We start from the raw sequence: 26,061 nt of genomic DNA on the forward strand, positions 1-26,061 counted from the left end.
TGAAGCCCGCTCAGCGCACCTGCCAGCCACCGCCCAGCGCTTTGTACAGCGCGATGCTCGCCTGCACCCGTGCCAGCCGCAACTGCACGCTTACGTCCTGTGCCTGGTAAAGGGTGCGTTGGGTTTCCAGTACGGCGAGCAGGTCCTCGGCGCCTTCCTGGTAGCGGCTCTGGGCGATGCGGAAGGCGGTTTGCGCCTGTTTGAGTTCTTCTTCGTGCCAGTAGCGCTGTTGATCCAGGCCGCGAATGCTGTTCAGGGCTTTTTCCACGTCGGCGAAGCTGTCGATGATCGCGCCGCGATAGGTTTCCAGTAGTTCTTCCTGACGCGCTGTGGCCTTGTCACGCTCGGCAGCCAGACGGCCATTGTTGAAGATCGGTCCGATCAGCCCGGCAGCGAGGCTGCTGAACGGTGCGCGCAGCCAGTCTTCGGCGCGGGTGTTTTCGGTGCCGAGCCGGGCGCTCAGGGTCAGTTTTGGCAGCATGGCGGCGCGGGCGACGGTGACATTGGCCTGTGCCGCCGCCAGGTCAGCCTCGGCCTTGGCCAGATCAGGGCGGCGGGTCAGCAGTTCGCTGGGCAGGCCGGGGCCGATGTCCGGCCAGTTCAGGGTGTCGAAGGGCTGATCCGCGAGGTGCAGATTCTGCACCGGCTGACCGAGCAAGGCTGCCAGGGTGATCAACTGCTCGTTGGCCAGTTGCTGAACGCGGGGCAGTTCACGCTGCTGGGCCGCAACCAGATTTTTTTGCTGCGCCAGCTCGAGGGCGGTAGCTGAGCCCGATTCATAGCGGGTTTGCACCAGGCGCAGTACGTCTTGGGCGTTGGCCAGATTCAGTTCGGCAATCCGCCCTTGCTCGCGCGCCGCCAGGGTTTGCGCATAGCGATCGGCGACGTTGGCCAGCAGGGTCAGCTCCACGGTCGCCTGATCGAACTGGCTGGCGCGCAGCCCTTGGAGTGCGCTGTCGCGTCCCGCTGCGATACCTCCCCAGAAATCCACCTCATAGCTGGCGGTCAGGTCGCTGGTGAAGTTGTTGGTGTTGTTGTCGTCGGAAGGGTTGGCCTTGCGGTCGCTGTTGCGCAGGAACCGGTTACGTTCGCCGCGCAGGTCAAAGGCCAGTTCCGGGAGCAAGGGCGCGCCGCCGATAATGGCGCTTGCCTGTGCCTGACGAACCCGTGCCATCGCTGCAGCGACTTCATGGCTATCAAGGCTGGCCTGTTCGATCAGACGATTCAGCTGTGGGCTGCCGAACTGCTGCCACCAACGGATATCACTGCGCTGTGCGGCGGCGTTTGCGGCAAACGCCCAGCTTGCCGGTGGCTGGATGCCGCTGTCCGGCGGCGGAGCAGGCGTCTGGCAGGCGCTCAGCAACAGGCAGGCAGTCAAAACGCAAAGGCTAGGCTTCATTGATCGATCATTCACTGGTGAGGGCCGCGACCGGGTCGAGGCGGGCAGCTTTGCGGGCCGGCATGAAGCCGAAGATCACGCCGGTAATCAGGGCGCAGGCAAACGCCCCGGCCACAGCCGGCAGGGTGAACGCAACGGCCACCTTACTCAGCAACAGCGCTGCGCCCATGCCCAGCGCCAGCACGATACCGGCCAGCCCGCCGACCACGGAAAGCATCACAGCCTCGGTGAGAAACTGCCGCAGGATGTCGCTCTGTCGCGCACCGGTGGCCATGCGGATGCCGATTTCACGGGTGCGTTCGCGCACTGTCATCAGCATGATGTTCATCACGCCGATACCACCGACCAGCAACGAAATGGCGGCAATCGAGCCGAGCATCAGCGACAGGGTGTTCTGGGTGCGTGCTTCGGCCTGGATCATCGCGGCGTTGTTGGTCAGTTCGTAATCCTGTTTGCCGTGATGCAGTTGTTGCAGCAGGTCGCGGATCGCTGTTTCGGCCTGTTTGACGTTGTTGGCGTCACGGGTGGCGATGGTGATGTACTCGGGGTCCTGCGTGCCGAACAGGCGGATACTGGCCGACGAGTAGGGGATGGCGATGCGATTGTCGCTGTCCAGATCGCCGGACGTGGCGCCTTTTTCCTGCAGCACGCCGACCACCTGAAAAGGCACGTTTTCGATCAGGATGTACTGGCCGACAGGGTCGCTATGCTCGCCGAACAGTTTCTGGCGAACCTTGTAGCCAATCACTGCGACGGCGGCTGCGTTCTGTTCATCCGCTTCGCTGAAATAACTGCCTTCCACCACCGGCCAGTTGAAGATCGCCGGAAAGTGCGTGTCATTGCCGCCGACGTAACTGGAGTGATCGACGTTGCCGTAGCGCACCCCGGCCTGGCCGCCGTTGACCGGCATGATCATTTTCACCTCGGGCAACTGGCCCAGCGCGGCGACTTCCTCCAGGGTGATGACGCCTTTGGGCGCGCGCGGATTGGGCGCCTTGCCGTTGAGGTAAATGATATTGGAACCGAACGAGGACATCTGCGCCATGACCTGACGCTTGCTGCCTTCGCCGACGGCCAGCATCACCACCACCGACGCCACGCCGATGACGATGCCCAGCAGGGTCAGCGCGGTTCGGAAGCGATTGATCCACATGACGCGCCACGCCGCCTGAACCGCCTCGAGCAGCTCGCCTTGCCAGGCGCCGTGGCTGCCGCTGCCCTCGCTCAGGCGCTTGCGCAGGTCGACCGCCTGCAGCGTGCCCGGATTGACTGAGCGCTGCACGTCAGAAGCATCTCGAGCCGTATCACTGATCACCAGCCCATCGCTGATCTCGATGACTCGTTTGGCGCGCGCCGCCACTTCCCGGTCATGGGTGATGAGGATCACCACATGGCCCTGGCTGGCCAGTTCGTCCAGAAGGGTCATCACCTCCGCGCCACTGTGGCTGTCCAGCGCACCGGTGGGCTCGTCGGCGAGGATGATGTGCCCGCCATTCATCAAGGCGCGGGCGATGGAAACCCGTTGCTGCTGGCCGCCGGACAACTGATGCGGTCGATTGCCGGTGCGCGACGCCAGGCCCAGTCGGTCAAGCAGGGCGGCGGCCCGCGCATGACGCTCTGCGGCGGGCGTCCCGGCGTAGATTGCCGGCATCTCGACGTTTTCCTGTGCCGAGCCGGACGGAATCAGGTGATAGCCCTGAAACACGAACCCGAACGCTTCACGGCGCAGCCAGGCGAGCTCGTCGCTGCCCAGTTCGGCGACGTTTTCCCCGGCGAACAGGTATTCGCCCGAGGTCGGGCGGTCCAGGCAGCCGAGGATGTTCATCAGCGTCGACTTGCCGGACCCGGAAGCGCCGACAATCGCCACAAACTCACCGGCATGAATCGACAGATCGATGCCGCGCAGCACGTTGACCCGTGGGCTGTCGCCTCCGCCGTAGGATTTACGGATGCCTCGCAGGTCGATCAGCGGCGTGCGCATTCAGCCTCCGCTGCCGACAGAGGCGGGCACCAGCAGGCGCTCACCTTCATTCAGCCCGTCGAGTACCTGCACGCGCAGGCGGTCGCTGATGCCGGTGCGCACCTCACGGTTCTGCACCTCACCATTGGCAGATAGCACCAAGGCGGTCTGCCGATCGGCCTGCGCCCCGTTTCGCAACGCCGCGAGTGGCGCGGTGAGGGTGTTCTCGGCTTTTTCGGCGACGAAGAATATCTGTGCGGTCATTTCTGCCATCAGCGCCTGATCGCTGTTATCCACGTCCAGCAGCACGGTGTACAGCACCACACGGCCACCGCCGTTCTTGCGCGAACTGCTCGGGCTGCCGCCGCCCTGATTGGCTTGATCCAGCGGCCTGGGCGGCACCGGCAGGATCTGCCGCACGGTGCTGCTCCAGCGCCGGTTGCCGCCGCTCAAGGTGGTGAAATAGGCAGTCATGCCGGGTTTGACATGGCCGATATCGGCTTCCGAGACCTCGGCCCAGACCGTCATCGGTGACAAGCGGGCGATGCGCAGAATCAGCGGGGTCTGTTGTTGCGCGTTCAGCGTCTGGCCTTCACGTGCATCGAGGGCGACCACTGTGCCGCTCATGGGCGCGAAAATACGGGTGTAGCCCAGCGCTGCTTCGTCGCTGCGCAGCGCGGCCTGAGCTTCGAGAATCTGCGCCTTGAACATGTCGACCCGTGCCTGGGTGGCGCGAAATTCCGATTCCGCAGCCTGAACGTCCTCGGCCCGTGTGGCGCCGCCTGCGGCGAGGCGCTTCTGGCGCTGCTGCTTCTGTTCTGCAAGTTCGTGCAGCGCACGCTGCTCCTGCAATTGCGCCTTGAGGTTATCGATGGCGTAGCGTGCGGCGTCGAGTCTGGCCTTTTGCGTCGAAGGGTCGATTTCGACCAGCAAGTCGCCTTCCTTGACCTGATCGCCGACCTGGGCATGGATTTTCATGATCTGCCCGCTGGCCTGCGAGCCCACATCCACGTAACTGCGCGGCTGCAGGGTACCGAGCGCCGTGACGCTGTTTTCGATCGTGCCGCGGGTCACCGTCACGGTCGCGGCGCTGCTTTTGCCGTCGGGCAGGATCTGCCAGGCGCATACGGCAATGACCGGGAACAGGCACAGCGCCACCAGGAGGGCGCTGCGAGGATGTCGAGAGCGTTTCATGCAGATTCCTGCGCTGGGAGATCAGTCGGTCGGTGAACGACGGCCACGAGAGCTGCCCTTTAAACGAGGCATGCCAGCAGGAATTTAGCGTTGATCACGGGTTACCCGCTTCGGCTAAACATCAGCGTCCGTGCTTCGTTTAACGGGAGCGGCTAATTCGGGTCGTCTTGTCGAGTTGGAGTCAGCGTGATTATGTCCAGACCCCTGTGCGGTTTTGTGTTTGCAGGTCTTTCGTTCGCTGTGATTTTCCCTGCGCAAGCCTTGGTTGAGCCTGGAAAACAGGCGGCCAGTGCCGAGATCCGGCGGACCGGTTTTGGCGTGCCGCATATCGTTGCCGCCAATGAGCGCGGTCTGGGTTACGGCATCGGTTATGCCTATGCGCAGGACAACCTGTGCCTGCTGGCCAATGAGATCGTCACCGTCAACGGCCAGCGCTCGCGCTATTTTGGCCCCGATAAGGCGACCCTTGAGCAGCGCAACAATATGGCCAGCGACCTGTTGTTCCAGTGGCTCAATACGCCGCAGGCACTGGCGGATTTCTGGAATGCGCAGCCGCTGGAGATTCGCCAGTTGATGCAGGGCTATGTCGCCGGTTACAACCGCTCGCTCGATGAGCAGAAGGCCAAGGGCCTGCCGCAGCCCTGTGCGGCCGAGTGGGTTCGGCCGATCAGTACCGATGATCTGGTGCGCTTGACCCGTCGCCTGCTGGTAGAGGGGGGCGTGGGGCAGTTCGCCGAAGCGCTGGCCGGTGCTACGCCGCCTGCGCTGCAAAAGCCACTGCAGGTAAATGCTCAGCAGGTTCAGGCGCTGCAACTGGCTGCTGCGCGCAACCAGCGGTTTGCTCTGGAGCGCGGCAGCAATGCCGTGGCAATAGGGCGCGAGCTATCGGCCAACGGGCGCGGCATGCTGCTGGCCAATCCGCATTTTCCATGGGCTGGCGGCCTGCGCTTCTATCAAATGCACCTGACCATTCCCGGCAAGCTCGACGTGATGGGCGCAGCCTTGCCGGGCCTGCCGCTGATCAATATCGGCTTCAATCAGCATCTGGCCTGGAGCCATACCGTCGACACGTCGAAACACTTCACGCTGCATCGCCTGCAGCTCGACCCGAAGGATTCCACCCGTTACCTGCTGGATGGCAAATCGGTTGCCATGGACAAGCAGCAGGTGAGTGTCGACGTGAAGCAAGCCGATGGCAGCCTGAAGTCGGTGCCACGCATTGTCTATTCGTCCAGGTTCGGTCCGGTGGTGCAGTGGCCGGGCAAGTTGGACTGGGACGAAAAGTTTGCCTTCAGCCTGCGTGATGCCAATCTGCAAAACGACCGTGTGTTGCAGCAGTGGTATGCAATGGACAAGGCTGACAGCCTCAAGGCGTTTCAGGATTCGGTGCGCAAGATCCAGGGCATCCCGTGGGTCAACACCCTGGCAGTCGATGCGCGGGGGCAGGCGCTGTACATGAACCTCTCGGTGGTGCCAAACGTCGACGCCGTCAGGCTTGCCCGATGCAGTGATCCGCGCATCGGCACGGAACTGATCGTGCTCGACGGCTCGCGCAGTGAATGCAACTGGGAGGTTTCCGCAGAGGCGGCACAGGCCGGTATCTATCCCTCTTCCCGTCAGCCGCAGTTATTGCGGACCGACTTCGTGCAGCACTCCAACGACTCGGCCTGGATGGTCAATCCGGCTGCGCCGTTGAAGGACTTTTCGCCGCTGATCAGCGAGGACAGCCAGCCGCTGGGGCAGCGAGCACGTTTTGCGCTGGATCGGCTGGGCAGCCTGAAGAAGGCGGGCAAGATCAGCGTTGAGAACCTGCAAGCGATGGTCATGGACAACGAGGTCTATCAGGCCAGGCAAGTGCTGCCGGATCTGCTCAGGTTCTGTGCCTCGGATCTGGGTGATGATGCTGCGCGGCTGACGCCGCTGTGTACCGCACTGAAAGCCTGGGACGGGCGCGCTGACCTGAACAGTGGCATCGGGTTCGTGTACTTCCAGAGAATCGTGACGTCCATGCAGGCTGTTGCCTCGCGCTGGCGTGTTGCGTTCGACCCGCGGGACCCGGTTCACACGCCGGGCGGGCTGGCGATTGAGAACCCGCAGGTCGCCACTGCATTGCGCGCCGCCATGCGGGCCGCAGTGGATGAAGTGGCCAAGGCAGGCCTCTCGGCAAGCAGTCAATGGGGCGACATTCAGGTGTCCAGCATCAGCGGCAAGCAGATCCCGATTCACGGTGGTCCGGCCGGGCTTGGCATCTACAACGCCATGCAGACCGTGGCAGGCAAGGACGGCAAGCGCGAGGTGGTCAGTGGCACCAGCTACCTGCAGGTGGTGACGTTCGACGAGCACGGCCCAAGGGCGCAGGGTTTACTGGCGTTCTCTGAGTCGAGCAATCCACAGTCAGCCCATTCAAGCGACCAGACTGAAGCATTTTCAAAAAAACAATGGCAGGCGTTGCCGTTCACTGAACAGCAGATCAAGGCTGATCCTGCGTATGAGGTGCAGGTGATAAGCGAGGAGCCTGATCGCTGAAAGAGGCAAGAAAAGCGTTTGGGCCATGCGGCCCAAATGCGCTTATCGGTAATCAGCCGCCCGGTGTGTCGATATCGGCGTCAACGCCAGTGGTGGGCTGATGATTGCGTAAATCCTCGGTTTTTTCTTCCGGCTCATGGTCAGGCACGTAGGCGCTGTCGCTGGTTGACTGGCCCTGCGACTGAGTCTGTGACTGACTTGGGGAAGGCGTCTGGCCCTGGCTCTGGCCATTGCCCTTTTCAGTCTCGGGTTTTACGTCCCCGACTTGCGGCTCGATTGCCGGATCGTTGCGGTCCGGGCCCGGGCTGGCAGGTGCGTCCTGATTTGGCGTCGGTTCTTTCTGACGTTGCGGTTCGATAGACATGAGTACCTCGATATCGGTTTCAGAAAATGTTCTGACACAGTTTCGAGGGGTAGCAATGGGGATCGTTCGATTCAGTTGCCGAATGGTGATGCAGTGGGAAGTGCTGCGTGCAAGGCTATTGGATAAGCGCTGTTCGCGAAAGGCCCGTACGTTGCATGAGATGCATCGACCGGAGAACAGCCTTCGCGAACAGGTTCGCTTCTACCAGTGCGCTTCAGCGCAGTCAGAGCACTTTTTTGATCGCGTCACACACCACGTCGATGTTCTTCTGATTCAGCGCGGCCACGCAGATACGCCCGGTGTCCAGCGCGTAGATACCGAACTCGCTGCGCAGGCGCTGGGCCTGTTCGGCGGTCAGACCGGAGTAGGAGAACATGCCGCACTGGCGCGCGACGAAGCTGAAGTCCTGACCGGCCGGGTTGTCAGCCAGGCGCTCGACCATCGCCTTGCGCATGCCCTGGATGCGCAGACGCATTTCGCCCAGTTCCTCTTCCCACATTGCACGCAACGCAGGGTCGTTAAGCACCGCAGCGGAGATGATCGCACCGTGGGTCGGCGGGTTGGAATAGTTGGTGCGGATCACGCGCTTGACCTGGGACAGGACGCGAGTGGTTTCTTCCTTCGATTCGGTAATGATCGACAGCGCGCCGACGCGTTCGCCATACAGCGACAGTGATTTGGAGAACGAGCTCGAGGCGAAGAAGGTCAGGCCCGACTCGGCGAACAGGCGCACTGCCAGGGCATCTTCCTGAATGCCCTGACCGAAGCCTTGATAGGCCATGTCCAGAAACGGTACGTGGCCCTTGGCCTTGACCACTTCCAGCACTTTTTTCCAGTCATCCAGGCTCAGGTCGACACCGGTCGGGTTGTGGCAGCAGGCGTGCAGCACGACTACCGAGTTGTTCGGCAGGTTGTGCAGGTCTTCGAGCATGCCGGCACGGTTCACGTCGTGGGTGGCAGCGTCGTAGTAGCGGTAGTTCTGCACCGCAAAGCCTGCGGTTTCGAACAGCGCGCGGTGGTTTTCCCAGCTCGGGTCGCTGATGGCGACGACGGCATCGGGCAGCAACTGCTTGAGGAAGTCGGCACCGATCTTCAGTGCGCCGGTGCCGCCGACCGATTGGGTGGTCAGCACACGGCCCGAGGCGATCAGCGGCGAATCAGCGCCCAGCAACAGTTTTTGCACGGCCTGGTCGTAAGCGGCAATACCGTCGATCGGCAGGTAGCCACGCGGCGCATGCTGGGCCACGCGGATCTTTTCGGCTTCGGCCACGGCGCGCAGCAGGGGAATGCGCCCGTCTTCATCACAGTAGACGCCTACGCCAAGGTTGACCTTGGTGCTGCGGGTGTCGGCGTTGAAGGCTTCGTTGATACCCAGGATCGGATCGCGGGGTGCCATTTCGACAGCGGAAAACAGGCTCATGGTGCGGCGGCTCTTGGTGAAGAGTGGGAAGGGGACACGCTGAGGCTCGATGCGCCAAAGCGGTGCGCAAACTGAGCGTAGTATAGAGAGCATCCCCTCGGTGATCGACAGTGCAGGGCGGGTTTTTTACAGGTTTTTGCGCATATTTGTAGAACGTTCGTTCGGTTAAAACCTCAATGCTTTAAGTGCGTGCCTTGAAAGGCTGATATATGACTCCATCTATTAGCCATCACTTCAAAACATCGCACGCCTGCTTCCCGGCGGGAACGGCTGTTTGCGATGATTTCGTCGTTGCGCGCCGTTATGCGCCGACGAATATTTCCAGTTGTGCCGTCGAGGCGGTCAGGTCGCGGAAGGTTTCACGCGAACCCCGTCACACGCGCACCATTTAAGAGGTCAGTTATGTCCGAGTTCCAGCTCGTTACCCGCTTTGAGCCAGCCGGCGATCAGCCCGAGGCCATTCGCCAACTGGTCGAAGGGATCGACGCCGGGCTCGCGCACCAGACCCTGCTCGGGGTGACCGGGTCGGGCAAGACATTCAGCATCGCCAACGTGATTTCCCAGATCAAGCGTCCAACGCTGGTGCTGGCACCGAACAAGACCCTGGCGGCGCAGTTGTATGGCGAATTCAAGGCGTTTTTCCCGAACAACGCCGTGGAGTACTTCGTTTCCTACTACGACTACTACCAGCCGGAAGCCTACGTGCCGTCGTCCGACACCTTCATCGAGAAGGATGCCTCGATCAACGACCACATTGAACAGATGCGTCTGTCCGCGACCAAGGCGCTGCTGGAGCGCAAGGATGCGATCATCGTCACCACGGTGTCGTGCATCTACGGCCTGGGCAGTCCGGAAACCTATCTGCGCATGGTCATGCACATCGATCGTGGCGACAAACTCGATCAGCGTGCCTTGCTGCGCCGCCTCGCCGACCTGCAGTACACCCGTAACGACATGGACTTTGCCCGTGCGACGTTCAGGGTGCGCGGTGATGTGATCGATATCTACCCGGCCGAATCCGATCTGGAAGCGATCCGGGTCGAGCTGTTCGATGACGAGGTCGAGAGCCTGTCGGCGTTCGATCCGCTGACCGGCGAGGTGATTCGCAAGCTGCCGCGCTTCACCTTCTACCCGAAAAGCCACTACGTCACCCCGCGCGAGACGCTGATCGAGGCGATGGAAGGGATCAAGGTCGAGCTGCAGGAGCGCCTCGAATACCTGCGCAGCCAGAACAAACTGGTGGAAGCTCAGCGTCTGGAGCAGCGCACCCGTTTCGATCTGGAAATGATGCTGGAGCTGGGCTACTGCAACGGTATCGAAAACTACTCGCGCTACCTGTCGGGCCGTCCTTCCGGTGCGCCGCCGCCAACCCTTTTCGATTACCTGCCACCGGATGCCTTGCTGGTGATCGACGAGTCCCACGTCAGCGTGCCGCAGGTCGGCGCGATGTACAAAGGTGACCGTTCGCGTAAGGAAACCCTGGTCGAGTACGGCTTCCGTCTGCCATCGGCACTGGATAACCGCCCGATGCGTTTCGACGAGTGGGAGGCGATCAGCCCGCAGACCATTTTCGTCTCGGCGACCCCGGGTAACTACGAGGCCGAGCACGCCGGGCGTATCGTCGAGCAGGTGGTGCGTCCGACCGGCCTGGTGGACCCGCAGATCGAGATTCGTCCGGCGCTGACCCAGGTCGATGATCTGCTGTCGGAAATCCACAAGCGCACCGCGCTGGAAGAGCGGGTGCTGGTCACCACGCTAACCAAGCGCATGTCCGAGGATTTGACCGACTACCTGAGCGACCACGGGGTGCGCGTGCGTTACCTGCACTCGGACATCGATACGGTGGAACGTGTCGAAATCATCCGCGACCTGCGCCTGGGGACGTTCGATGTGCTGGTGGGCATCAACCTGCTGCGCGAAGGCCTGGACATGCCGGAAGTGTCGCTGGTGGCAATTCTCGATGCCGACAAGGAAGGCTTCCTGCGCTCCGACCGTTCGCTGATCCAGACCATTGGCCGGGCGGCACGTAACCTCAATGGTCGGGCGATTCTGTATGCCGACCGGATTACCGGCTCGATGGAGCGCGCCATCGGCGAGACCGAGCGGCGACGCGAGAAGCAATTGGCGTTCAACCTGGAACATGGCATCACCCCCAAAGGTGTGTTCAAGGACGTCGCCGATATCATGGAAGGCGCCACCGTCCCCGGCTCGCGCAGCAAAAAACGCAAAGGCATGGCCAAAGCCGCCGAAGAAAACGCCCGCTACGAAAACGAACTGCGCTCGCCGAGCGAGATCAACAAACGCATTCGCCAACTGGAAGAAAAAATGTACCAACTGGCCCGCGACCTGGAATTCGAAGCCGCCGCACAAATGCGCGACGAAATCGGCAAACTGCGCGAGCGGTTGCTGGCGGTTTGAAGCATTGGACACGCCACCTCTCATGCCGGTGCGGCGACCCCCGGATCAGTGTCAGGGCGAAGGATCCCGACGAAGTCGGGCCGGAAACGGAGCAGGGGGCTTTGGTCACTTTGGCCCCTTCGAAGTGACTCGCCGAGGGGCGAAAAGGTGACCTGAGTCGAACCCCCATTTACCTGACAAAGAAAAACCGCCGTGTGACGCAGAGCGTCACGAACTGCATGCCCACGCGGAGCACTGGCACGATAATCAGCTGAATTTGTTTACAACTCCGGACGCGGAGCTTGCGAAACGAGAGGCGTCCGGGCAATTGCCTTTGTTGCTGGAGCCTCATGCCCCCGGCCTGTTAACATTCCGCGCTTGATCGACCTAATTCGGGATTTTCCATGACCACCGTTCGTACCCGCATCGCGCCATCGCCCACAGGCGACCCCCACGTCGGCACGGCCTACATCGCGCTGTTCAACTACTGCTTTGCCAAACAGCACGGCGGCGAGTTCATCCTGCGCATTGAAGACACCGATCAACTGCGCTCTACCCGCGAGTCCGAACAGCAGATCTTCGACGCACTGCGCTGGCTGGGCATCGACTGGAGCGAAGGCCCCGACGTCGGTGGTCCGCATGGCCCATACCGCCAAAGCGAGCGCGGCGACATCTATAAGAAATACGCGCAGCAACTGGTCGACATGGGCCATGCCTTCCCGTGCTTCTGCACCGCCGAAGAGCTGGACCAGATGCGCGCCGAACAGCAGGCCAAGGGCGAAACCCCGCGCTATGACGGTCGCGCCTTGCTGCTCTCCAAGGAAGAAGTCCAGCGCCGCCTGGACGCCGGCGAGCCACACGTGATCCGCATGAAAGTGCCTACCGAAGGCGTCTGCGTCGTCCCTGACATGCTGCGTGGCGAAGTCGAAATCCCGTGGGACCGCATGGACATGCAGGTCCTGATGAAGACCGACGGCCTGCCGACCTACTTCCTCGCCAACGTCGTCGATGACCACCTGATGGGCATCACCCACGTACTGCGCGGCGAAGAATGGCTGCCATCGGCACCCAAACTGATCCTGCTGTACGAATACTTCGGCTGGGACAAGCCGCAGCTGTGCTACATGCCGCTGCTGCGTAACCCCGACAAGAGCAAGCTGTCCAAGCGCAAGAACCCCACGTCGGTGACCTTCTACGAGCGCATGGGCTTTATGCCCGAGGCGATGCTCAACTACCTGGGGCGTATGGGCTGGTCGATGCCTGACGAGCGCGAGAAGTTCTCCTTGCAGGAGATGGTCGACAACTTCGACCTGTCGCGTGTTTCGCTGGGCGGGCCGATCTTCGATATAGAAAAGCTGTCCTGGCTCAATGGCCAATGGCTGCGTGATCTGCCGGTCGAGGAGTTTGCCTCGCGTCTGAAGACCTGGGCGCTGAACCCTGACTACATGATGAAGATCGCACCGCATGTGCAGGGCAGGGTAGAGACCTTCAGTCAGGTTGCACCGCTGGCCGGCTTCTTCTTTGCAGGTGGCGTCACGCCTGATGTGAAGCTCTTCGAACACAAGAAGCTGTCCCCGGAGCAGGTGCGCCAGGTGATTCAGTTGATCCTGTGGAAGCTGGAATCGCTGCGTCAGTGGGAGAAGGACCGGATCATGGGCTGCATTCAGGCCGTGGTCGAGCATCTTGAGCTCAAGCTGCGAGACGCCATGCCATTGATGTTCGCTGCGATCACCGGTCAGGCCAACTCGGTCTCGGTGACCGATGCGATGGAAATCCTCGGCCCGGACCTGACTCGCTTCCGCCTGCGTCAGGCCCTCGATTTGCTGGGCGGCGTTTCCAAGAAAGAAAACAAGGAATGGGAAAAGCTGCTGGGCTCGATTGCCTGAGGCATTACCTGTTCCTGTGAATCGCCCCCGGTTTTCCGGGGGTTGAAAGGTAAGTGGTTGTATTACCGACAAAAAACTTTGCAAATTGTAGAAAATAAATTTGACAGCCCTGTCACTCACGCTTAATATGCGCCCCGTCCACTGATGTGGGGCTTTAGCTCAGCTGGGAGAGCGCCTGCATGGCATGCAGGAGGTCAGCGGTTCGATCCCGCTAAGCTCCACCAAATTTAGCATTTCAGAGTGCTGCTACACTGCTCTGAAATGATGTGAAACAAGCGGATCCAGCGACCGTTTGTTTTGCAAGAAGGTTTTGTCCCCTTCGTCTAGTGGCCTAGGACACCGCCCTTTCACGGCGGTAACAGGGGTTCGAGTCCCCTAGGGGACGCCAGTTTCACCGAGGGATGCCGGAAGGTTGATCTCCGCCGAGAGGCGTAAATCCGGGGCTTTAGCTCAGCTGGGAGAGCGCCTGCATGGCATGCAGGAGGTCAGCGGTTCGATCCCGCTAAGCTCCACCAATTTTGCCAGGGTTCATCGTTCGATGAACCTGACTGAAGGTTTTGCGTCCCCTTCGTCTAGTGGCCTAGGACACCGCCCTTTCACGGCGGTAACAGGGGTTCGAGTCCCCTAGGGGACGCCACGATTTCCCGCTCTGCGGGACCAAGGGTCATTCGATTATTGAATGGCCCTTTTGTTTTTTCAGGGTTTGAAAATCCCTCCTTTCTGTTTTTATCTATTGCCACACTCAACTGTAACCGACTCTCGTGCCGATACTGCGTTGGCATGCCGTTCAGGACACTCCGCGTCCTCTATGCGTTCGCAACGCAGTGCGCCGCGAACTACATCCTCGCGCTGCAGCCCTCTTGGTTATACACAAATCTTGTGGGAGCGAGCTTGCTCGCGAATAGGCCGGTATAGCCCCCAGGAAATAGGGGTTGGATGCATCGTCTTCGTGAGCAAGCTCACTCCCACAGGTCTGTGTCCAGTCTGCACGTACGGTTTCAGGCCTTTTATCCGGGCTTATCCAGACTTGTGTATGACTCTGAGCGCTGTAGCGTGAAGAGCAAAAGGCGTTCGGAGGGGCGCTTTTCATGCCAACGCGTGTGAACGCGCGCCATGACCCGCTACACTCCCGCCAATTACATCCACTCAAGCAGGAGCACGCATGGTCTGGGACCGGGCAACGCCGTTTGTCATCGATCTGAACGTCGCCGCCGAAGACATCGACGGGCTGGGGCATGCCAATAACGCGGTCTATGTGTCCTGGCTGGAGCGCTGTGCCTGGCGTCATTCGCAGTTCCTCGGGCTGGACCTTACCGAATACCGGCGTCTGGATCGGGCGATGGCGGTGGTCAGGCATGAGATCGACTACCTCGCCAGCGCCTACGAGAACGACGAGCTGCAATTGGCGACCTGGATCGTCGACTGGGATCGCCGCCTGAAAATGACCCGCTGCTTTCAGCTCAAGCGTCCTGCCGACAACCTGACCTTGCTGCGCGCGCAAACCACCTTTGTCTGCATCGAACTGTCCACTGGTAAGCCCAAGCGTATGCCTGCCGAGTTCATCGAGGGCTATGGCGCAGCCATCTCTGACAGCGCCGTTCCCAATCCGCACGCCGGGCAGTAAACTGCCGGACTTTTTTTCGAGTGTGAACCATGCAAATTGCTCTGGCGCCCATGGAGGGGTTGGTCGACGACATCCTGCGTAATGTGCTGACGAAAGTCGGCGGCATCGACTGGTGCGTGACCGAATTCATCCGGGTGTCCGAGCGTTTGATGCCAGCGCATTACTTCTACAAGTACGCATCGGAATTTCACCAGGGCGCGAAAACTGACGCAGGCACGCCGTTGCGCCTTCAGTTGCTGGGCTCTGACCCGGTGTGCCTGGCCGAAAACGCCGCGTTCGCCTGCGAGTTGGGTGCACCCGTGCTGGACCTCAACTTCGGCTGCCCGGCCAAGACCGTCAACCGCTCGCGGGGCGGCGCAATCCTGCTCAAGGAGCCGGAACTGCTGCACTCGATCGTCAGCCAGGTGCGCCGTGCCGTGCCCAGACCTATCCCCGTTACCGCCAAGATGCGCCTGGGGTACGAAAACACCGATGGCGCGCTGGACTGCGCCAGAGCGCTGGCTGACGGCGGGGCAGAGCAAATCGTCGTTCATGCGCGCACCAAGGTCGACGGCTACAAGCCTCCCGCGCACTGGGAGTGGATTGCGCGCATCCAGGAAGTGGTCAATGTCCCGGTGGTCGCCAACGGGGAAATCTGGACCGTTGAGGATTGGCGCCGTTGCCGTGAAATCTGCGGTGCGCGGGACATCATGATCGGTCGCGGTCTGGTGGCGCGTCCTGATCTGGCCCGGCAGATCGCTGCAGCGCAGAAGGGCGAAGAGGTCGTGCCCATGACCTGGGACGAGTTGCAGCCGATGCTGCGGGTCTTCTGGCAGGACTGTCTGGCGAAGATGACACTGATTCAGGCGCCGGGCCGGCTCAAGCAGTGGCTGGTGCTGCTGACCAAAAGCTACCCCGAGGCGACTCTCATGTTCAATACATTGCGCCGCGAAACCGACTGCAATCGCATCAGCGTATTGCTGGGTTGCGCGCCCGGTTGCTTACCCAGAAGCTGATCCCGACGAACGGCCAAAAAAATCCTGAAAAAAGTCTCTTGAAAAGCGAATGGCTGTCCCTACTTTGGTGATCAAGCGATGCCGAACACGGGTCGCGTAAACCACTCGCTGATAAACAGGAGAATTGTTATGGCTACTGCATTTTCTCTGGCTCCACTGTTTCGCAACTCAGTGGGATTCGACCGCTTCAACGACCTCTTCGAGTCGGCGGCGCGAAATGAGACAACCAGCGGCTATCCGCCCTACAACGTCGAGCGGCACACCGATGACCATTATCGAATCGTGATTGCTGCAGCAGGCATGCAAGAGCAGGATCTCGAGTTGCAGGTTGAAAAAGGTGTGCTGACCGTGATCGGCAACAAGCGCGAGCAAGAAGCCGAAAACGTGACGTATCTGCATCAGGGTATTGCCCGGCGTGAATTCAAGCTGTCATTCAGGCTGGCGGACAATATCGAAGTCAAAGGGGCCGATCTGTCTCACGGTCTGCTGAATATTGACCTGGTGCGCAACGTGCCGGAAGAAGCGAAACCAAAACGCATTCCGCTCAATAGCCAAAAAGCGCTGGAAAACTGATCCGACAGGTGATGTTGAGTCAGCGGCATGTAACGGGGAAGGCGCCTGCGGGGCGCCTTCCTTTTTTCAGTCCTGATGTGCGGTTTGCTGCGCAGGCCCCCTGAGCTCCAGCAGGGACTCGAACTGCGGGCCTGGCAGCGGTTCGCTGAACAGATAGCCTTGATAGGTGTAGCAGCCGACTTTTTCCAGAAACGCCAACTGCTCTGAGGTTTCAACGCCTTCAGCGATCACGTTCAGGTTGAGACTCTGCGCCATGGCGACGATGGCACGGATGATTTCTGCGTCGTTGGGATCACTGGTAGCGTCCTGGACGAAGGACTGGTCGATCTTCAGCGTATCCACCGGTAAGCGCTTGAGATAGGTCAGGGACGAGTAGCCGGTGCCGAAGTCGTCCATCGCAAAGCTGACGCCCAGTGCCTTGAGGCTGAGCATCTTGAGGATGGTGTCGTCCAGGTTCTGGATGACGATACCTTCGGTGATTTCCAGCTTGAGCATGGATGCAGGCAACTGATGCAGGGTCAGGCTGCGTTCCACGCGCTCGATGAAATCGTGCTGCAGAAACTGTCGCGGGCTGATATTGACGCCCATCAGGAATCTGTTTTCCGGGATCAGCCCTTGCTTTAACAGCAGGCCACCGGTTTTACAGGCCTCGTTCAGAATATGGCTGCCGACCTCCAGAATCATCCCGCTTTCTTCAAGTATCTGCACGAACTGATCGGGCGCCAGCAGGCCGTATTCGGGGTGTTGCCAGCGCAGCAGGGCCTCGGCCCCGGTGATGTATTCGTTACGACAGTCGACCTGGGCCTGGAAGTGCAGGTGAAATTCGTTGCGGGTCAGCGCCAGGCGCAAGTCATTTTCCAGGCGCAGGCGCTGGCTGACGGCCTGTTGCATGGATACATGGAAAAACTGTGAAGCGTTACGCCCGCAATCCTTGGCCCGATACAGGGCAATATCGGCGCGCTTGAGCAGATCGGCCGGGGTCAGGCCATCATCCGGAATCAGCACCACGCCGATGCTCGGCGTGACCTGCAGACGATGGCCGTCGAGAAACATCGGCTCGGCCAGCAGGTTGCGCAGGTTGTCGGCCAGCTCCCGGACTTGCCGGGTGACCTCGTCCTGCGAGCCTTCCAGGCCGCAGATCAATACCACGAATTCGTCGCCGCCGAGGCGTGCCACGGTGTCTTCCTGGCGCACGCTGGCTTCCAGGCGCGCGGCGATGATGCTTAAAACGCTGTCGCCTACCGGGTGGCCAAGCGAGTCATTGATGTGCTTGAAATGGTCCAGATCGAGAAACAACAGGGCGCCGCGCAGATTCTGGTGCTGGAGCAGCGACACTTGCTGGCTGAGGCGGTCGAGCAGCAGCGCGCGATTGGGCAGCCCGGTCAGTGGATCGTGATAAGCCAGGTGCTGGATCTGCGCCTGGGCATTTTTGAGTTCGCCGATGTCGCGGGCATTCATCAGCAGGCAGGCGGTGTTGTTCAGGGTGATGAACTCGACCGATATATCCAGCACCAGAGGCGCACCGTGCTTGTCTCGCCCGTTCATTTCACGATGATGCACGCGGCCTTTCTGGCGCAGTTCTTCAAGCATGTGTTCGCGCTGCAAGGTGTCGGTCCAGATGCCGACTTCATGCGCTGTACGGCCGAGCACTTCCTGGGCGCTGAAACCGGTCAGGCGGCTGAAGCCATCGTTGACCTCGACATAGCGGCCCGAGTCGATTTCAGTGATGGTGATCGAGTCGGGACTTGAATGAAACGCCTTGGCAAATTTCTCCTCGCTGGCCTCCAGTGCGACCTGAGCACACTGCTGGGTAATGTCCAGCAGTGTGCCGGACAGCCTGACGGGCTGGCCCTGTTCATCCCGGTAAATCCGCGCGCGGCTCTCAAGCAGGCGTGACGTGCCGTTTTTCAGCCGGAACCGGTAAGTGACTTGCAGGCAGTCCTGCCCGGTTTCGAGCGCCGCGGCATAGAGCGCGCGCATTCGGCGGCGTTCTTCGCCGGGCAGGCTGCCGAAGAACTGCCCGCCAGACTCATTGAAGGGCAGTGCCGGCATGCCGTGCAGCAGCGCCGCGCGTGCCGAGGCTTGCAGCCGGTTGCGGACGATATCCAGATCCCAGGTACCCATTTGCGCCAGTTCCAGTGCCAGCTCCAGGCGATCACGGGTTTCCTGCAGGATCCGCTCTGCGTCTGTCAGCGGCAGCCTGGCAGAGACCGACTGTGCGGCAACATTCGGCACGGCGTTATCCGGTGGGTTGGGCATGTTATCCGAGCCTTTGATCGATAGGGCGGCCAGAGCGATCTGCCTGCGGCCTGCTGCAGCCTCTGTTCACTGTGTCTGCGCATCGAGCAGTTTCATGAATGCCCGTGCCGCATTTGAGAGCGTGCGTTCGGTGTGCAGGATGTAGCCTAGCTGGCGATTGAGCTGTACGCCCGGCAGCGGGATGCGCGCCACCTGCTCGTCGAGCATGGTGCGCGGCAGAACGCTCCAGGCCAGGCCGATGGAAACCATCATTTTGATGGTCTCCATATAGTTGGTGCTCATCGCGATGTTGGGCTTGAGGCCCTGAGCCTCGCACAATCCGCTGACAATATGATGGGTAAACGTGTTACCGCCGGGAAATACCGCCGGATAGCGCACAATATCCTCCAGCTTCATCGGGCCGCTGTTGGCCAGCGGGTGCTCGGGGGCCGCGACGAAATCCAGCGGATCGTCCCAGACGGGCACGGCGCGGATCAGCGTATGCGGCTCGGGCGCCAGTGTAATGACTGCCAACTCGGCGCGCCCGTGAAGAATTTCTTCATAAGCAATTTCCGAATCCAGGAACTGGATGTCCAGTGCAACCTTCGGATAAGTGCGGGTAAAGGCGCGCAATATCGGCGGCAAACGGTGCAGGCCGATGTGGTGGCTGGTCGCCAGAGTCAGCCGCCCGGTGACTTCCCCGGTCAGGTTGGTCAGGGCCCGGCGTGTGTCATCCAGCACGTTGAGAATCTGGTAGGCGCGCGGCAGCAGGGCGCGTCCGGCCTCGGTCAGACTGACTTCGCGGCCCAGGCGATCGAACAGGCGTACGTTGAGTTGCTGCTCCAGACCGGCAATGCGTTTGCTGATGGCCGGCTGGGTCAGGTAAAGGCGTTCGCCTGCCCCGGAGAAACTGCCCGTTTCAGCGATGGCGATAAAGGCATTGAGGTTGGCCAGGTCCATGGTCGGATTCCAGTTGGTTATCCAAAGTATGAAAATTATGAATTTGAGTTATTTAAGCATATTCCATAGGATGACCGCACAAGCCAAGGGGTCATCGCAACGATTGCCCAAGGCATAGAAACAAGCTGATGAGGAAGTACGTCCGATGGCCGGGAAAACGCTCTACGACAAGCTCTGGGATTCGCATTTGGTCAAACAGCGCGACGACGGTTCGGCGCTGATCTACATTGACCGCCATATCATCCATGAAGTGACCTCGCCGCAGGCGTTCGAAGGTCTGCGGCTGGCGAAGCGCAAGCCGTGGCGGATCGACTCGATCATCGCCACGCCTGACCACAACGTGCCGACCACGGCCGAACGCAAGGGTGGCATCGGTGCCATCGAGGATCAGGTGTCGCGCTTGCAGGTGCAGACCCTCGACGATAATTGCGACGAGTACGGCATCACCGAATTCAAGATGAATGATCCGCGCCAGGGCATCGTCCACGTGATCGGCCCGGAGCAGGGTGCAACCCTGCCAGGCATGAGCGTGGTCTGCGGCGACTCGCACACCTCTACCCACGGCGCCTTCGGTGCGCTGGCCCACGGCATAGGCACTTCCGAGGTCGAGCACGTGCTCGCCACCCAGTGCCTGGTCGCCAAGAAAATGAAGAACATGCTGGTGTCGGTCGAAGGGCAATTGCCCTTCGGCGTGACGGCCAAGGACATCGTTCTGGCGGTGATCGGCAAGATCGGCACGGCAGGCGGTAACGGTTACGCCATCGAGTTCGCCGGCAGCGCGATTCGCGACCTGTCGATCGAAGGCCGTATGACCATCTGCAACATGTCCATCGAAGCGGGTGCCCGGGTCGGCATGGTGGCCACCGACGAGAAGACCGTCGAGTACGTCAAAGGCCGTCCGTTCGCACCCAAGGGCGCGGAGTGGGACCTTGCTGTCGAAGCCTGGAAGGACCTGGTGTCCGCCCCGGACGCTGTGTTCGATACCGTGGTCAGGCTGGATGCCGCACAGATCAAGCCGCAGGTCAGCTGGGGCACTTCGCCGGAAATGGTCCTGGCGGTCGATCAGAACGTGCCGGACCCTGCGCAGGAGCCGGATCTGGTCAAGCGTGGCTCCATCGAGCGTGCGCTCAAGTACATGGGCCTGAAAGCCAATCAGCCGATTACCGATATCCAGCTGGACCGGGTATTCATCGGTTCCTGCACCAACTCGCGTATCGAAGACCTGCGTGCTGCGGCCGATGTTGCCAAGGGCCGCAAGGTGGCCGCGACCATCAAGCAGGCCATCGTGGTGCCGGGCTCGGGGCTGATCAAGGAGCAGGCCGAGAAGGAAGGGCTGGACAAGGTGTTCATCGATGCTGGCTTTGAATGGCGCGAACCGGGCTGCTCCATGTGCCTGGCGATGAATCCGGACCGCCTGGGGTCCGGCGAGCACTGCGCGTCGACTTCCAACCGTAACTTCGAAGGTCGTCAGGGGGCCGGTGGCCGGACGCATCTGGTGAGCCCGGCAATGGCCGCTGCCGCTGCGGTCAATGGCCGTTTCATCGATGTTCGCGACCTGATCCAGCACTGAGGAGTCCCGTATGAAAGCCTTTACCCAGCATCATGGCCTGGTCGCTCCTCTGGATCGTGCCAATGTCGACACCGACCAGATCATTCCCAAGCAGTTTCTCAAGTCGATCAAGCGCACCGGCTTCGGCCCGAACCTGTTCGATGAATGGCGTTATATGGACGTGGGGCAGCCTTACCAGGATAACTCCAAGCGTCCGTTGAACCCTGACTTCGTCCTCAACCACGAGCGTTACCAGGGTGCCAGCGTGCTGCTGGCCCGGGAAAACTTCGGCTGCGGCTCCAGCCGCGAACACGCCCCGTGGGCACTGGAAGAGTACGGTTTCTGCGCAATCATCGCGCCGAGCTACGCGGACATCTTCTTCAACAACAGCTTCAAGAACGGCTTGTTGCCGATCATCCTGTCCGAAGAAGACGTCGATCAACTGTTCAAGCAGGTGGAAGCCACGCCCGGCTATCAGTTGAATATCGATCTGCAGGCGCAGACCGTGACCCGTCCGGATGGCAAGGTCCTGAGCTTCGAAATCGATGCGTTCCGCAAGCATTGCCTGCTCAATGGCCTGGATGACATTGGCCTGACGCTGATGGACGCTGAGGCAATCGCCGGTTTCGAGAGCAGGCACCGCGCCAGCCAGCCATGGCTGTTCCGCGACTGATCGATCAACAGCGGATGCTGCATGTTTGCCAGTAAGGTGCAATTGCGCCTTGCTGGCAAAAGTGTTTTGGCCGGACGCTAAATTTTCTGTGGTATTGAGCGTTTCAAGCAGGCGTTGTCAAAGACGCCGATGCACAAAATCGAGGATGTTATGAGCAAGCAGATTCTGATTCTCCCAGGTGATGGTATTGGTCCGGAAATCATGACCGAAGCGGTCAAGGTGCTGGAGCTGGCCAACGAAAAGTATCAACTGGGGTTTGAATTGACCCACGACGTGATCGGTGGCGCGGCCATCGACAAGCACGGCGTGCCGCTGGCCGATGAAACCCTGGATCGTGCCCGTGCGGCCGACGCCGTGCTGCTCGGTGCAGTCGGCGGCCCGAAATGGGACACCATCGAGCGCGACATCCGTCCTGAGCGCGGTCTGCTGAAAATCCGTTCGCAACTGGGCCTGTTCGGCAACCTGCGTCCGGCGATCCTGTATCCGCAACTGGCCGACGCGTCGAGCCTGAAGCCGGAAATCGTCGCCGGCCTGGATATCCTGATCGTTCGCGAGCTGACCGGTGGTATCTACTTCGGTGCGCCACGCGGTACGCGGGTGCTGGATAATGGCGAGCGTCAGGCCTACGACACGCTGCCGTACAGCGAAAGCGAGATCCGCCGCATTGCCAGGGTCGGTTTCGATATGGCCATGGTGCGTGGCAAGAAGCTCTGCTCGGTGGACAAGGCCAACGTACTCGCGTCCAGCCAGCTGTGGCGTGAAATCGTCGAGCAGGTCGCCAAGGATTACCCTGAAGTCGAACTGAGCCACATGTACGTCGACAATGCCGCCATGCAACTGGTGCGTGCACCCAAGCAGTTCGATGTGATCGTGACCGACAACCTGTTCGGCGACATCCTCTCCGATCAGGCGTCGATGCTCACCGGCTCCATCGGCATGCTGCCGTCGGCCTCGCTGGACACGGCCAACAAGGGCATGTACGAGCCATGTCACGGCTCGGCGCCGGACATCGCCGGCAAAGGCATTGCCAACCCGTTGGCGACCATTCTGTCGGTGTCGATGATGCTGCGTTACAGCTTCAATCTGACCGATGCGGCCGACGCCATCGAAAAGGCTGTCAGCCTGGTTCTGGATCAGGGTATCCGCACCGGCGACATCTGGTCGGAAGGCAAAGTCAAAGTCGGTACGCAGGAAATGGGCGATGCGGTAGTCGCCGCGCTGCGGAATCTGTAATCTCTCTGGCCCGCCGCCTGCTGTGTACGCGCAGAGCGGCGGTCCCACTTTTATTCAAGGTGTAGTTGCGATGAAACGTGTAGGTCTGATCGGTTGGCGTGGCATGGTCGGTTCCGTGCTCATGCAGCGGATGCGGGAAGAGCAGGACTTCGATCTCATTGAGCCGGTGTTCTTCACTACTTCCAATGTCGGTGGCCAGGCGCCTTCGGTGGGCAAGGATGTTGCGCCCCTGAAAGACGCCTACAGCATCGACGAGCTGAAAACCCTGGACGTGGTGCTGACCTGCCAGGGTGGCGACTACACCAATGAGGTGTTCCCCAAGCTGCGCGAAGCGGGCTGGCAGGGTTACTGGATCGATGCGGCGTCCAGCCTGCGCATGCAGGATGACGCGGTCATCGTGCTGGATCCGGTCAACCGCAAGGTTATCGACCAGCAACTGGACGCGGGCACCAAGAACTATATCGGTGGCAACTGCACCGTCAGCCTGATGCTGATGGGGCTGGGCGGCCTGTTCGATGCCGGTCTGGTCGAGTGGATGAATGTCATGACCTATCAGGCAGCCTCCGGCGCCGGCGCGCAGAACATGCGTGAGCTGATCAGGCAGATGGGCGCGGTGCATGCCTCGGTGGCCGATGATCTGGCCAACCCGGCCAGCGCCATTCTGGATATCGACCGCAAGGTGGCTGAAGCCATGCGCAGCGAGTCGTTCCCTACCGAGAACTTCGGTGTGCCACTGGCGGGCAGCCTGATCCCGTGGATCGACAAGGCGCTGCCAAACGGCCAGAGCCGCGAAGAGTGGAAAGGCCAGGCCGAGACCAACAAGATCCTCGGTCGCTTCAAGAGCCCGATCCCGGTGGACGGCATCTGCGTGCGCATCGGCGCCATGCGCTGCCACAGTCAGGCGCTGACCATCAAGCTCAATAAGGATGTGCCGATTGCGGACATCGAAGGGTTGATCAGCCAGCACAACCCGTGGGTCAAGCTGGTGCCGAACAATCGCGAAGCCAGCATGCATGAGCTGAGCCCGACGGCGGTGACCGGGACCATGAGCATTCCCGTGGGGCGTTTGCGCAAACTGAACATGGGTTCGCAGTACCTGGGCGCTTTTACCGTGGGTGACCAGCTGTTGTGGGGCGCTGCGGAGCCGCTGCGTCGCATGCTGAGAATCCTGCTGGAGCGTTGAGGCTCGGTTTTACAGCAAACCCGCTTTCCGAAAGGAAGGCGGGTTTTTTAATGCCTGATACTTTTGATTGATCGCCTTTTATCCCTATATATGGGATTGAAATTTACATATTGAGATAAGTGTAACAACAGGTTTATAGTCGTCCTGCACTCACTTCCAAAAAAACAACAGGTGACGCAATGCAGGCGCAATTGATCGCGCTCGATTGGGGGACAACCTCACTTCGTGCTTATCGACTTGGCGAACACGGCCGGGTACTGGAACAGCGCGCATTGAGCGCGGGCATCATGCAGTTGCCGACCACGCCGCGGCTGATCGCGGGGCAGTTCTGCAGTGACGGTTTCGAGTTGGCCTTTGACCAGGCGTGCGGCGACTGGCTCGATGCCCAGCCGGACCTGCTGGTGATTGCCTGTGGCATGGTCGGCAGCGCACAGGGCTGGCGTGAGGCGGCCTACCGGGAAACGCCGGCCAGCGTCAATGAGCTGAGCGCAGCGTTGCAGACGGTGCGCAGCGTGCGCGGCGTGACGGTGCACATCATCCCCGGCGTCCTGCAGCGCTCGACCCTGCCCAACGTCATGCGTGGCGAAGAAACCCAGGTGCTGGGTGTGCTGGCAGGGCGCGAAGACGGGCAGGGCAGCCAGCCTCTGCTGATCGGTCTGCCCGGCAGCCACTCCAAATGGGTGCAGGTAGAACGGGGTCGCATCGTTCACTTCGATACCTTCATGACCGGCGAGGTCTACGCCGCGCTCTGCGCGCACACCATTCTGGGACGCACCATGCAGCCTTCGGAGGCGTTCGACGAGCAGGCGTTTGACCGCGGCTTGTCGATTGCCCTGTCCGACGCGGGCTCTGCGGGGTCGCTGTCGACGATTTTCAGCACACGAACGCTCGGCCTGACCGGGCAATTGGCTGCCAGTGCGCAACCTGACTATCTTTCCGGCCTGTTGATTGGCCATGAACTGGGCGCCATCGCCAGGCTGCATCTGCACAACCACGAACAATTGCCTGCGGTGATCCTCATCGGCAGCGATTCGCTGTGCACGCGCTATGCGCGCGGGCTGGCCGTTTGTGGCTTTCCCGGGGTGACATTGGCCGAGCAGGCGACCGAGCGCGGCCTCTGGCAGGTCGCCGTTCAGGCCGGCCTGATCGCGCGCCGCTCGTCCCAACACATTCGAGAGGTTTGACATGCTCAAGCAAGCATTGAAAGAAAATGGTCTGGTCGCGATTCTGCGCGGCCTGCGCCCCGAAGAAGCGCCTGCCATGGGCGATGTGCTGTACGAGGCGGGGTTTCGGGTCATCGAAGTGCCGCTCAACTCCCCGCAACCGTTCGATAGCATCCGCCTGTTGCGTCAGCAGTTGCCTGCCGATTGCCTGATCGGTGCTGGCACCGTGCTCACCGCTGAACAGGTGACTCAGGTCAAGGACGCCGGCGGGCAGGTGATTGTCATGCCGCACAGCGATGCCAAGGTGCTGCGTGCGGCCAAGGCGGCCGGGCTGTTCCTGTCGCCAGGGGTCGCGACGCCGACCGAAGCCTTTGCCGCGCTGGCCGAAGGCGCTGATGTGCTCAAGCTGTTTCCTGCCGAGCAGATGTCGCCGGCGGTGGTCAAGGCGTGGCTGGCTGTCCTGCCCAAGGGCACGACTCTGCTGCCGGTCGGGGGGATTTCGCCGGACAACATGAAGGTATTTCTCGACGCCGGCGTGAAGGGTTTTGGCCTGGGCTCCGGGTTGTTCAAACCCGGCATGAGCGTCGCAGATGTCACCGAGCGTGCCCAGGCTTATGTGGCGGCCTGGAAGCAGCACAGCGCAGCGCTTGCAGACTGAACGGCGCAGCAGACGCCGCCGTGCAGCAGCCGCTATCCAACAAGAGAATCAACAAGAGAAACCGCA

General features: G+C 60.9%; 19 protein-coding genes and 4 tRNA genes. 16 read left to right on the forward strand and 7 right to left on the reverse strand.

Annotated features, from left to right (window positions below; translation table 11 throughout):
* Positions 1 to 10: 10 nt before the first annotated feature.
* The 3 genes from LCH65_RS11210 to LCH65_RS11220 are packed head-to-tail and all read right to left on the reverse strand — an operon-like array spanning position 11 to position 4,553.
* On the reverse strand, positions 11 to 1,399 hold the full coding sequence (locus LCH65_RS11210; RefSeq protein WP_226439472.1) for an efflux transporter outer membrane subunit: 1,389 nt from the start codon (positions 1,397 to 1,399) through the stop codon (positions 11 to 13).
* A 7-nt stretch (positions 1,400 to 1,406) separates the two neighbouring features.
* The gene (locus tag LCH65_RS11215) at positions 1,407 to 3,380 is read right to left on the reverse strand and encodes a MacB family efflux pump subunit (protein WP_226439473.1); all 1,974 of its coding nucleotides are present in this window, start codon (positions 3,378 to 3,380) and stop codon (positions 1,407 to 1,409) included.
* Complete coding sequence (locus tag LCH65_RS11220; protein WP_226439474.1) at positions 3,381 to 4,553, reverse strand: efflux RND transporter periplasmic adaptor subunit; 1,173 nt, start codon at positions 4,551 to 4,553, stop codon at positions 3,381 to 3,383.
* Between the two features lie 192 nt (positions 4,554 to 4,745).
* On the opposite strand from LCH65_RS11220, the gene LCH65_RS11225 reads away from it, so the two are divergent.
* Positions 4,746 to 7,079 carry an acylase gene (locus LCH65_RS11225; RefSeq protein ID WP_226439475.1) on the forward strand — a complete coding sequence of 778 codons (2,334 nt, stop codon included), beginning with the start codon at positions 4,746 to 4,748 and terminating at the stop codon, positions 7,077 to 7,079.
* A 52-nt stretch (positions 7,080 to 7,131) separates the two neighbouring features.
* Here LCH65_RS11225 and LCH65_RS11230 read toward each other — a convergent pair whose 3' ends face one another.
* The gene (locus tag LCH65_RS11230) at positions 7,132 to 7,443 is read right to left on the reverse strand and encodes a hypothetical protein (protein WP_003366637.1); all 312 of its coding nucleotides are present in this window, start codon (positions 7,441 to 7,443) and stop codon (positions 7,132 to 7,134) included.
* Positions 7,444 to 7,666: 223 nt separating this feature from the next.
* The gene (locus LCH65_RS11235) at positions 7,667 to 8,863 is read right to left on the reverse strand and encodes an amino acid aminotransferase (protein ID WP_003366639.1); all 1,197 of its coding nucleotides are present in this window, start codon (positions 8,861 to 8,863) and stop codon (positions 7,667 to 7,669) included.
* A gap of 402 nt (positions 8,864 to 9,265) precedes the next feature.
* On the opposite strand from LCH65_RS11235, the gene uvrB reads away from it, so the two are divergent.
* The 9 genes from uvrB (at position 9,266) to LCH65_RS11280 (ending at position 16,338) form a co-directional block, all read left to right on the forward strand.
* Entirely contained in the window at positions 9,266 to 11,281 is a 2,016-nt protein-coding gene (uvrB, locus tag LCH65_RS11240) for an excinuclease ABC subunit UvrB (protein WP_003366641.1), read from the forward strand.
* Between the two features lie 383 nt (positions 11,282 to 11,664).
* Complete coding sequence (gltX, locus tag LCH65_RS11245; protein WP_003433142.1) at positions 11,665 to 13,146, forward strand: glutamate--tRNA ligase; 1,482 nt, start codon at positions 11,665 to 11,667, stop codon at positions 13,144 to 13,146.
* A 148-nt stretch (positions 13,147 to 13,294) separates the two neighbouring features.
* Positions 13,295 to 13,370 (forward strand) — tRNA-Ala (locus tag LCH65_RS11250).
* Positions 13,371 to 13,458: 88 nt separating this feature from the next.
* Positions 13,459 to 13,534: transfer RNA gene (locus LCH65_RS11255), tRNA-Glu, on the forward strand.
* Positions 13,535 to 13,585: 51 nt separating this feature from the next.
* Positions 13,586 to 13,661: transfer RNA gene (locus tag LCH65_RS11260), tRNA-Ala, on the forward strand.
* A 46-nt stretch (positions 13,662 to 13,707) separates the two neighbouring features.
* Positions 13,708 to 13,783, forward strand: a tRNA-Glu gene (locus LCH65_RS11265).
* Between the two features lie 525 nt (positions 13,784 to 14,308).
* Positions 14,309 to 14,770 (forward strand): thioesterase family protein, encoded by a 462-nt coding sequence (locus tag LCH65_RS11270; RefSeq protein ID WP_054081903.1) that lies wholly within the window; start codon positions 14,309 to 14,311, stop codon positions 14,768 to 14,770.
* A 29-nt stretch (positions 14,771 to 14,799) separates the two neighbouring features.
* Positions 14,800 to 15,765 (forward strand): tRNA-dihydrouridine synthase family protein, encoded by a 966-nt coding sequence (locus LCH65_RS11275; protein WP_054081902.1) that lies wholly within the window; start codon positions 14,800 to 14,802, stop codon positions 15,763 to 15,765.
* 129 nt (positions 15,766 to 15,894) lie between these two features.
* Entirely contained in the window at positions 15,895 to 16,338 is a 444-nt protein-coding gene (locus LCH65_RS11280) for an Hsp20 family protein (RefSeq protein ID WP_003316521.1), read from the forward strand.
* A gap of 66 nt (positions 16,339 to 16,404) precedes the next feature.
* On the opposite strand, the gene LCH65_RS11285 is transcribed toward LCH65_RS11280, so the two are convergent.
* Together LCH65_RS11285 and LCH65_RS11290 are read right to left on the reverse strand one after the other, a co-directional pair.
* A complete protein-coding gene (locus tag LCH65_RS11285) occupies positions 16,405 to 18,597 on the reverse strand; it encodes a GGDEF domain-containing phosphodiesterase (RefSeq protein WP_003433133.1) in 2,193 nt (730 codons plus the stop codon).
* 66 nt (positions 18,598 to 18,663) lie between these two features.
* Positions 18,664 to 19,536 carry a LysR family transcriptional regulator gene (locus LCH65_RS11290; protein ID WP_003433130.1) on the reverse strand — a complete coding sequence of 291 codons (873 nt, stop codon included), beginning with the start codon at positions 19,534 to 19,536 and terminating at the stop codon, positions 18,664 to 18,666.
* Positions 19,537 to 19,681: 145 nt separating this feature from the next.
* On the opposite strand from LCH65_RS11290, the gene leuC reads away from it, so the two are divergent.
* The 6 genes from leuC to LCH65_RS11320 all read left to right on the forward strand — a co-directional run bounded on the left by leuC (position 19,682) and on the right by LCH65_RS11320 (position 25,995).
* Positions 19,682 to 21,106, forward strand: a complete 1,425-nt coding sequence (gene leuC, locus LCH65_RS11295; protein ID WP_226439476.1) for a 3-isopropylmalate dehydratase large subunit — start codon at positions 19,682 to 19,684, stop codon at positions 21,104 to 21,106.
* A 10-nt stretch (positions 21,107 to 21,116) separates the two neighbouring features.
* Positions 21,117 to 21,758, forward strand: coding sequence for a 3-isopropylmalate dehydratase small subunit (gene leuD, locus LCH65_RS11300; protein ID WP_003366655.1), 642 nt, complete (start codon positions 21,117 to 21,119; stop codon positions 21,756 to 21,758).
* A 150-nt stretch (positions 21,759 to 21,908) separates the two neighbouring features.
* Positions 21,909 to 22,991 carry a 3-isopropylmalate dehydrogenase gene (gene leuB / locus LCH65_RS11305; RefSeq protein ID WP_003366657.1) on the forward strand — a complete coding sequence of 361 codons (1,083 nt, stop codon included), beginning with the start codon at positions 21,909 to 21,911 and terminating at the stop codon, positions 22,989 to 22,991.
* 70 nt (positions 22,992 to 23,061) lie between these two features.
* Complete coding sequence (gene asd, locus LCH65_RS11310; protein ID WP_002552957.1) at positions 23,062 to 24,174, forward strand: aspartate-semialdehyde dehydrogenase; 1,113 nt, start codon at positions 23,062 to 23,064, stop codon at positions 24,172 to 24,174.
* 179 nt (positions 24,175 to 24,353) lie between these two features.
* Positions 24,354 to 25,358, forward strand: a complete 1,005-nt coding sequence (locus tag LCH65_RS11315; RefSeq protein ID WP_226439477.1) for a 2-dehydro-3-deoxygalactonokinase — start codon at positions 24,354 to 24,356, stop codon at positions 25,356 to 25,358.
* 1 nt (position 25,359) lies between these two features.
* A complete protein-coding gene (locus tag LCH65_RS11320) occupies positions 25,360 to 25,995 on the forward strand; it encodes a 2-dehydro-3-deoxy-6-phosphogalactonate aldolase (protein ID WP_226439478.1) in 636 nt (211 codons plus the stop codon).
* Positions 25,996 to 26,061 lie beyond the last annotated feature (66 nt).

Source organism: Pseudomonas sp. MWU16-30316, assembly GCF_020515645.1.
GTDB classification, from domain to species: Bacteria; Pseudomonadota; Gammaproteobacteria; order Pseudomonadales; family Pseudomonadaceae; genus Aquipseudomonas; species Aquipseudomonas cerasi.

Coding starts and splice junctions, on each gene's coding strand:
- asd (WP_002552957.1), top strand. CDS start 23,062: ATGAAACGTGTAGGTCTGATCGGTTGGCGTGGCATGGTCGGTTCCGTG.
- LCH65_RS11235 (WP_003366639.1), bottom strand. CDS start 8,863: ATGAGCCTGTTTTCCGCTGTCGAAATGGCACCCCGCGATCCGATCCTG.
- uvrB (WP_003366641.1), top strand. CDS start 9,266: ATGTCCGAGTTCCAGCTCGTTACCCGCTTTGAGCCAGCCGGCGATCAG.
- LCH65_RS11285 (WP_003433133.1), bottom strand. CDS start 18,597: ATGCCCAACCCACCGGATAACGCCGTGCCGAATGTTGCCGCACAGTCG.
- LCH65_RS11275 (WP_054081902.1), top strand. CDS start 14,800: ATGCAAATTGCTCTGGCGCCCATGGAGGGGTTGGTCGACGACATCCTG.
- LCH65_RS11270 (WP_054081903.1), top strand. CDS start 14,309: ATGGTCTGGGACCGGGCAACGCCGTTTGTCATCGATCTGAACGTCGCC.
- leuC (WP_226439476.1), top strand. CDS start 19,682: ATGGCCGGGAAAACGCTCTACGACAAGCTCTGGGATTCGCATTTGGTC.
- LCH65_RS11230 (WP_003366637.1), bottom strand. CDS start 7,443: ATGTCTATCGAACCGCAACGTCAGAAAGAACCGACGCCAAATCAGGAC.
- LCH65_RS11220 (WP_226439474.1), bottom strand. CDS start 4,553: ATGAAACGCTCTCGACATCCTCGCAGCGCCCTCCTGGTGGCGCTGTGC.
- LCH65_RS11320 (WP_226439478.1), top strand. CDS start 25,360: ATGCTCAAGCAAGCATTGAAAGAAAATGGTCTGGTCGCGATTCTGCGC.
- leuB (WP_003366657.1), top strand. CDS start 21,909: ATGAGCAAGCAGATTCTGATTCTCCCAGGTGATGGTATTGGTCCGGAA.
- LCH65_RS11225 (WP_226439475.1), top strand. CDS start 4,746: ATGTCCAGACCCCTGTGCGGTTTTGTGTTTGCAGGTCTTTCGTTCGCT.
- LCH65_RS11280 (WP_003316521.1), top strand. CDS start 15,895: ATGGCTACTGCATTTTCTCTGGCTCCACTGTTTCGCAACTCAGTGGGA.
- LCH65_RS11290 (WP_003433130.1), bottom strand. CDS start 19,536: ATGGACCTGGCCAACCTCAATGCCTTTATCGCCATCGCTGAAACGGGC.
- LCH65_RS11210 (WP_226439472.1), bottom strand. CDS start 1,399: ATGAAGCCTAGCCTTTGCGTTTTGACTGCCTGCCTGTTGCTGAGCGCC.
- LCH65_RS11215 (WP_226439473.1), bottom strand. CDS start 3,380: ATGCGCACGCCGCTGATCGACCTGCGAGGCATCCGTAAATCCTACGGC.
- leuD (WP_003366655.1), top strand. CDS start 21,117: ATGAAAGCCTTTACCCAGCATCATGGCCTGGTCGCTCCTCTGGATCGT.
- gltX (WP_003433142.1), top strand. CDS start 11,665: ATGACCACCGTTCGTACCCGCATCGCGCCATCGCCCACAGGCGACCCC.
- LCH65_RS11315 (WP_226439477.1), top strand. CDS start 24,354: ATGCAGGCGCAATTGATCGCGCTCGATTGGGGGACAACCTCACTTCGT.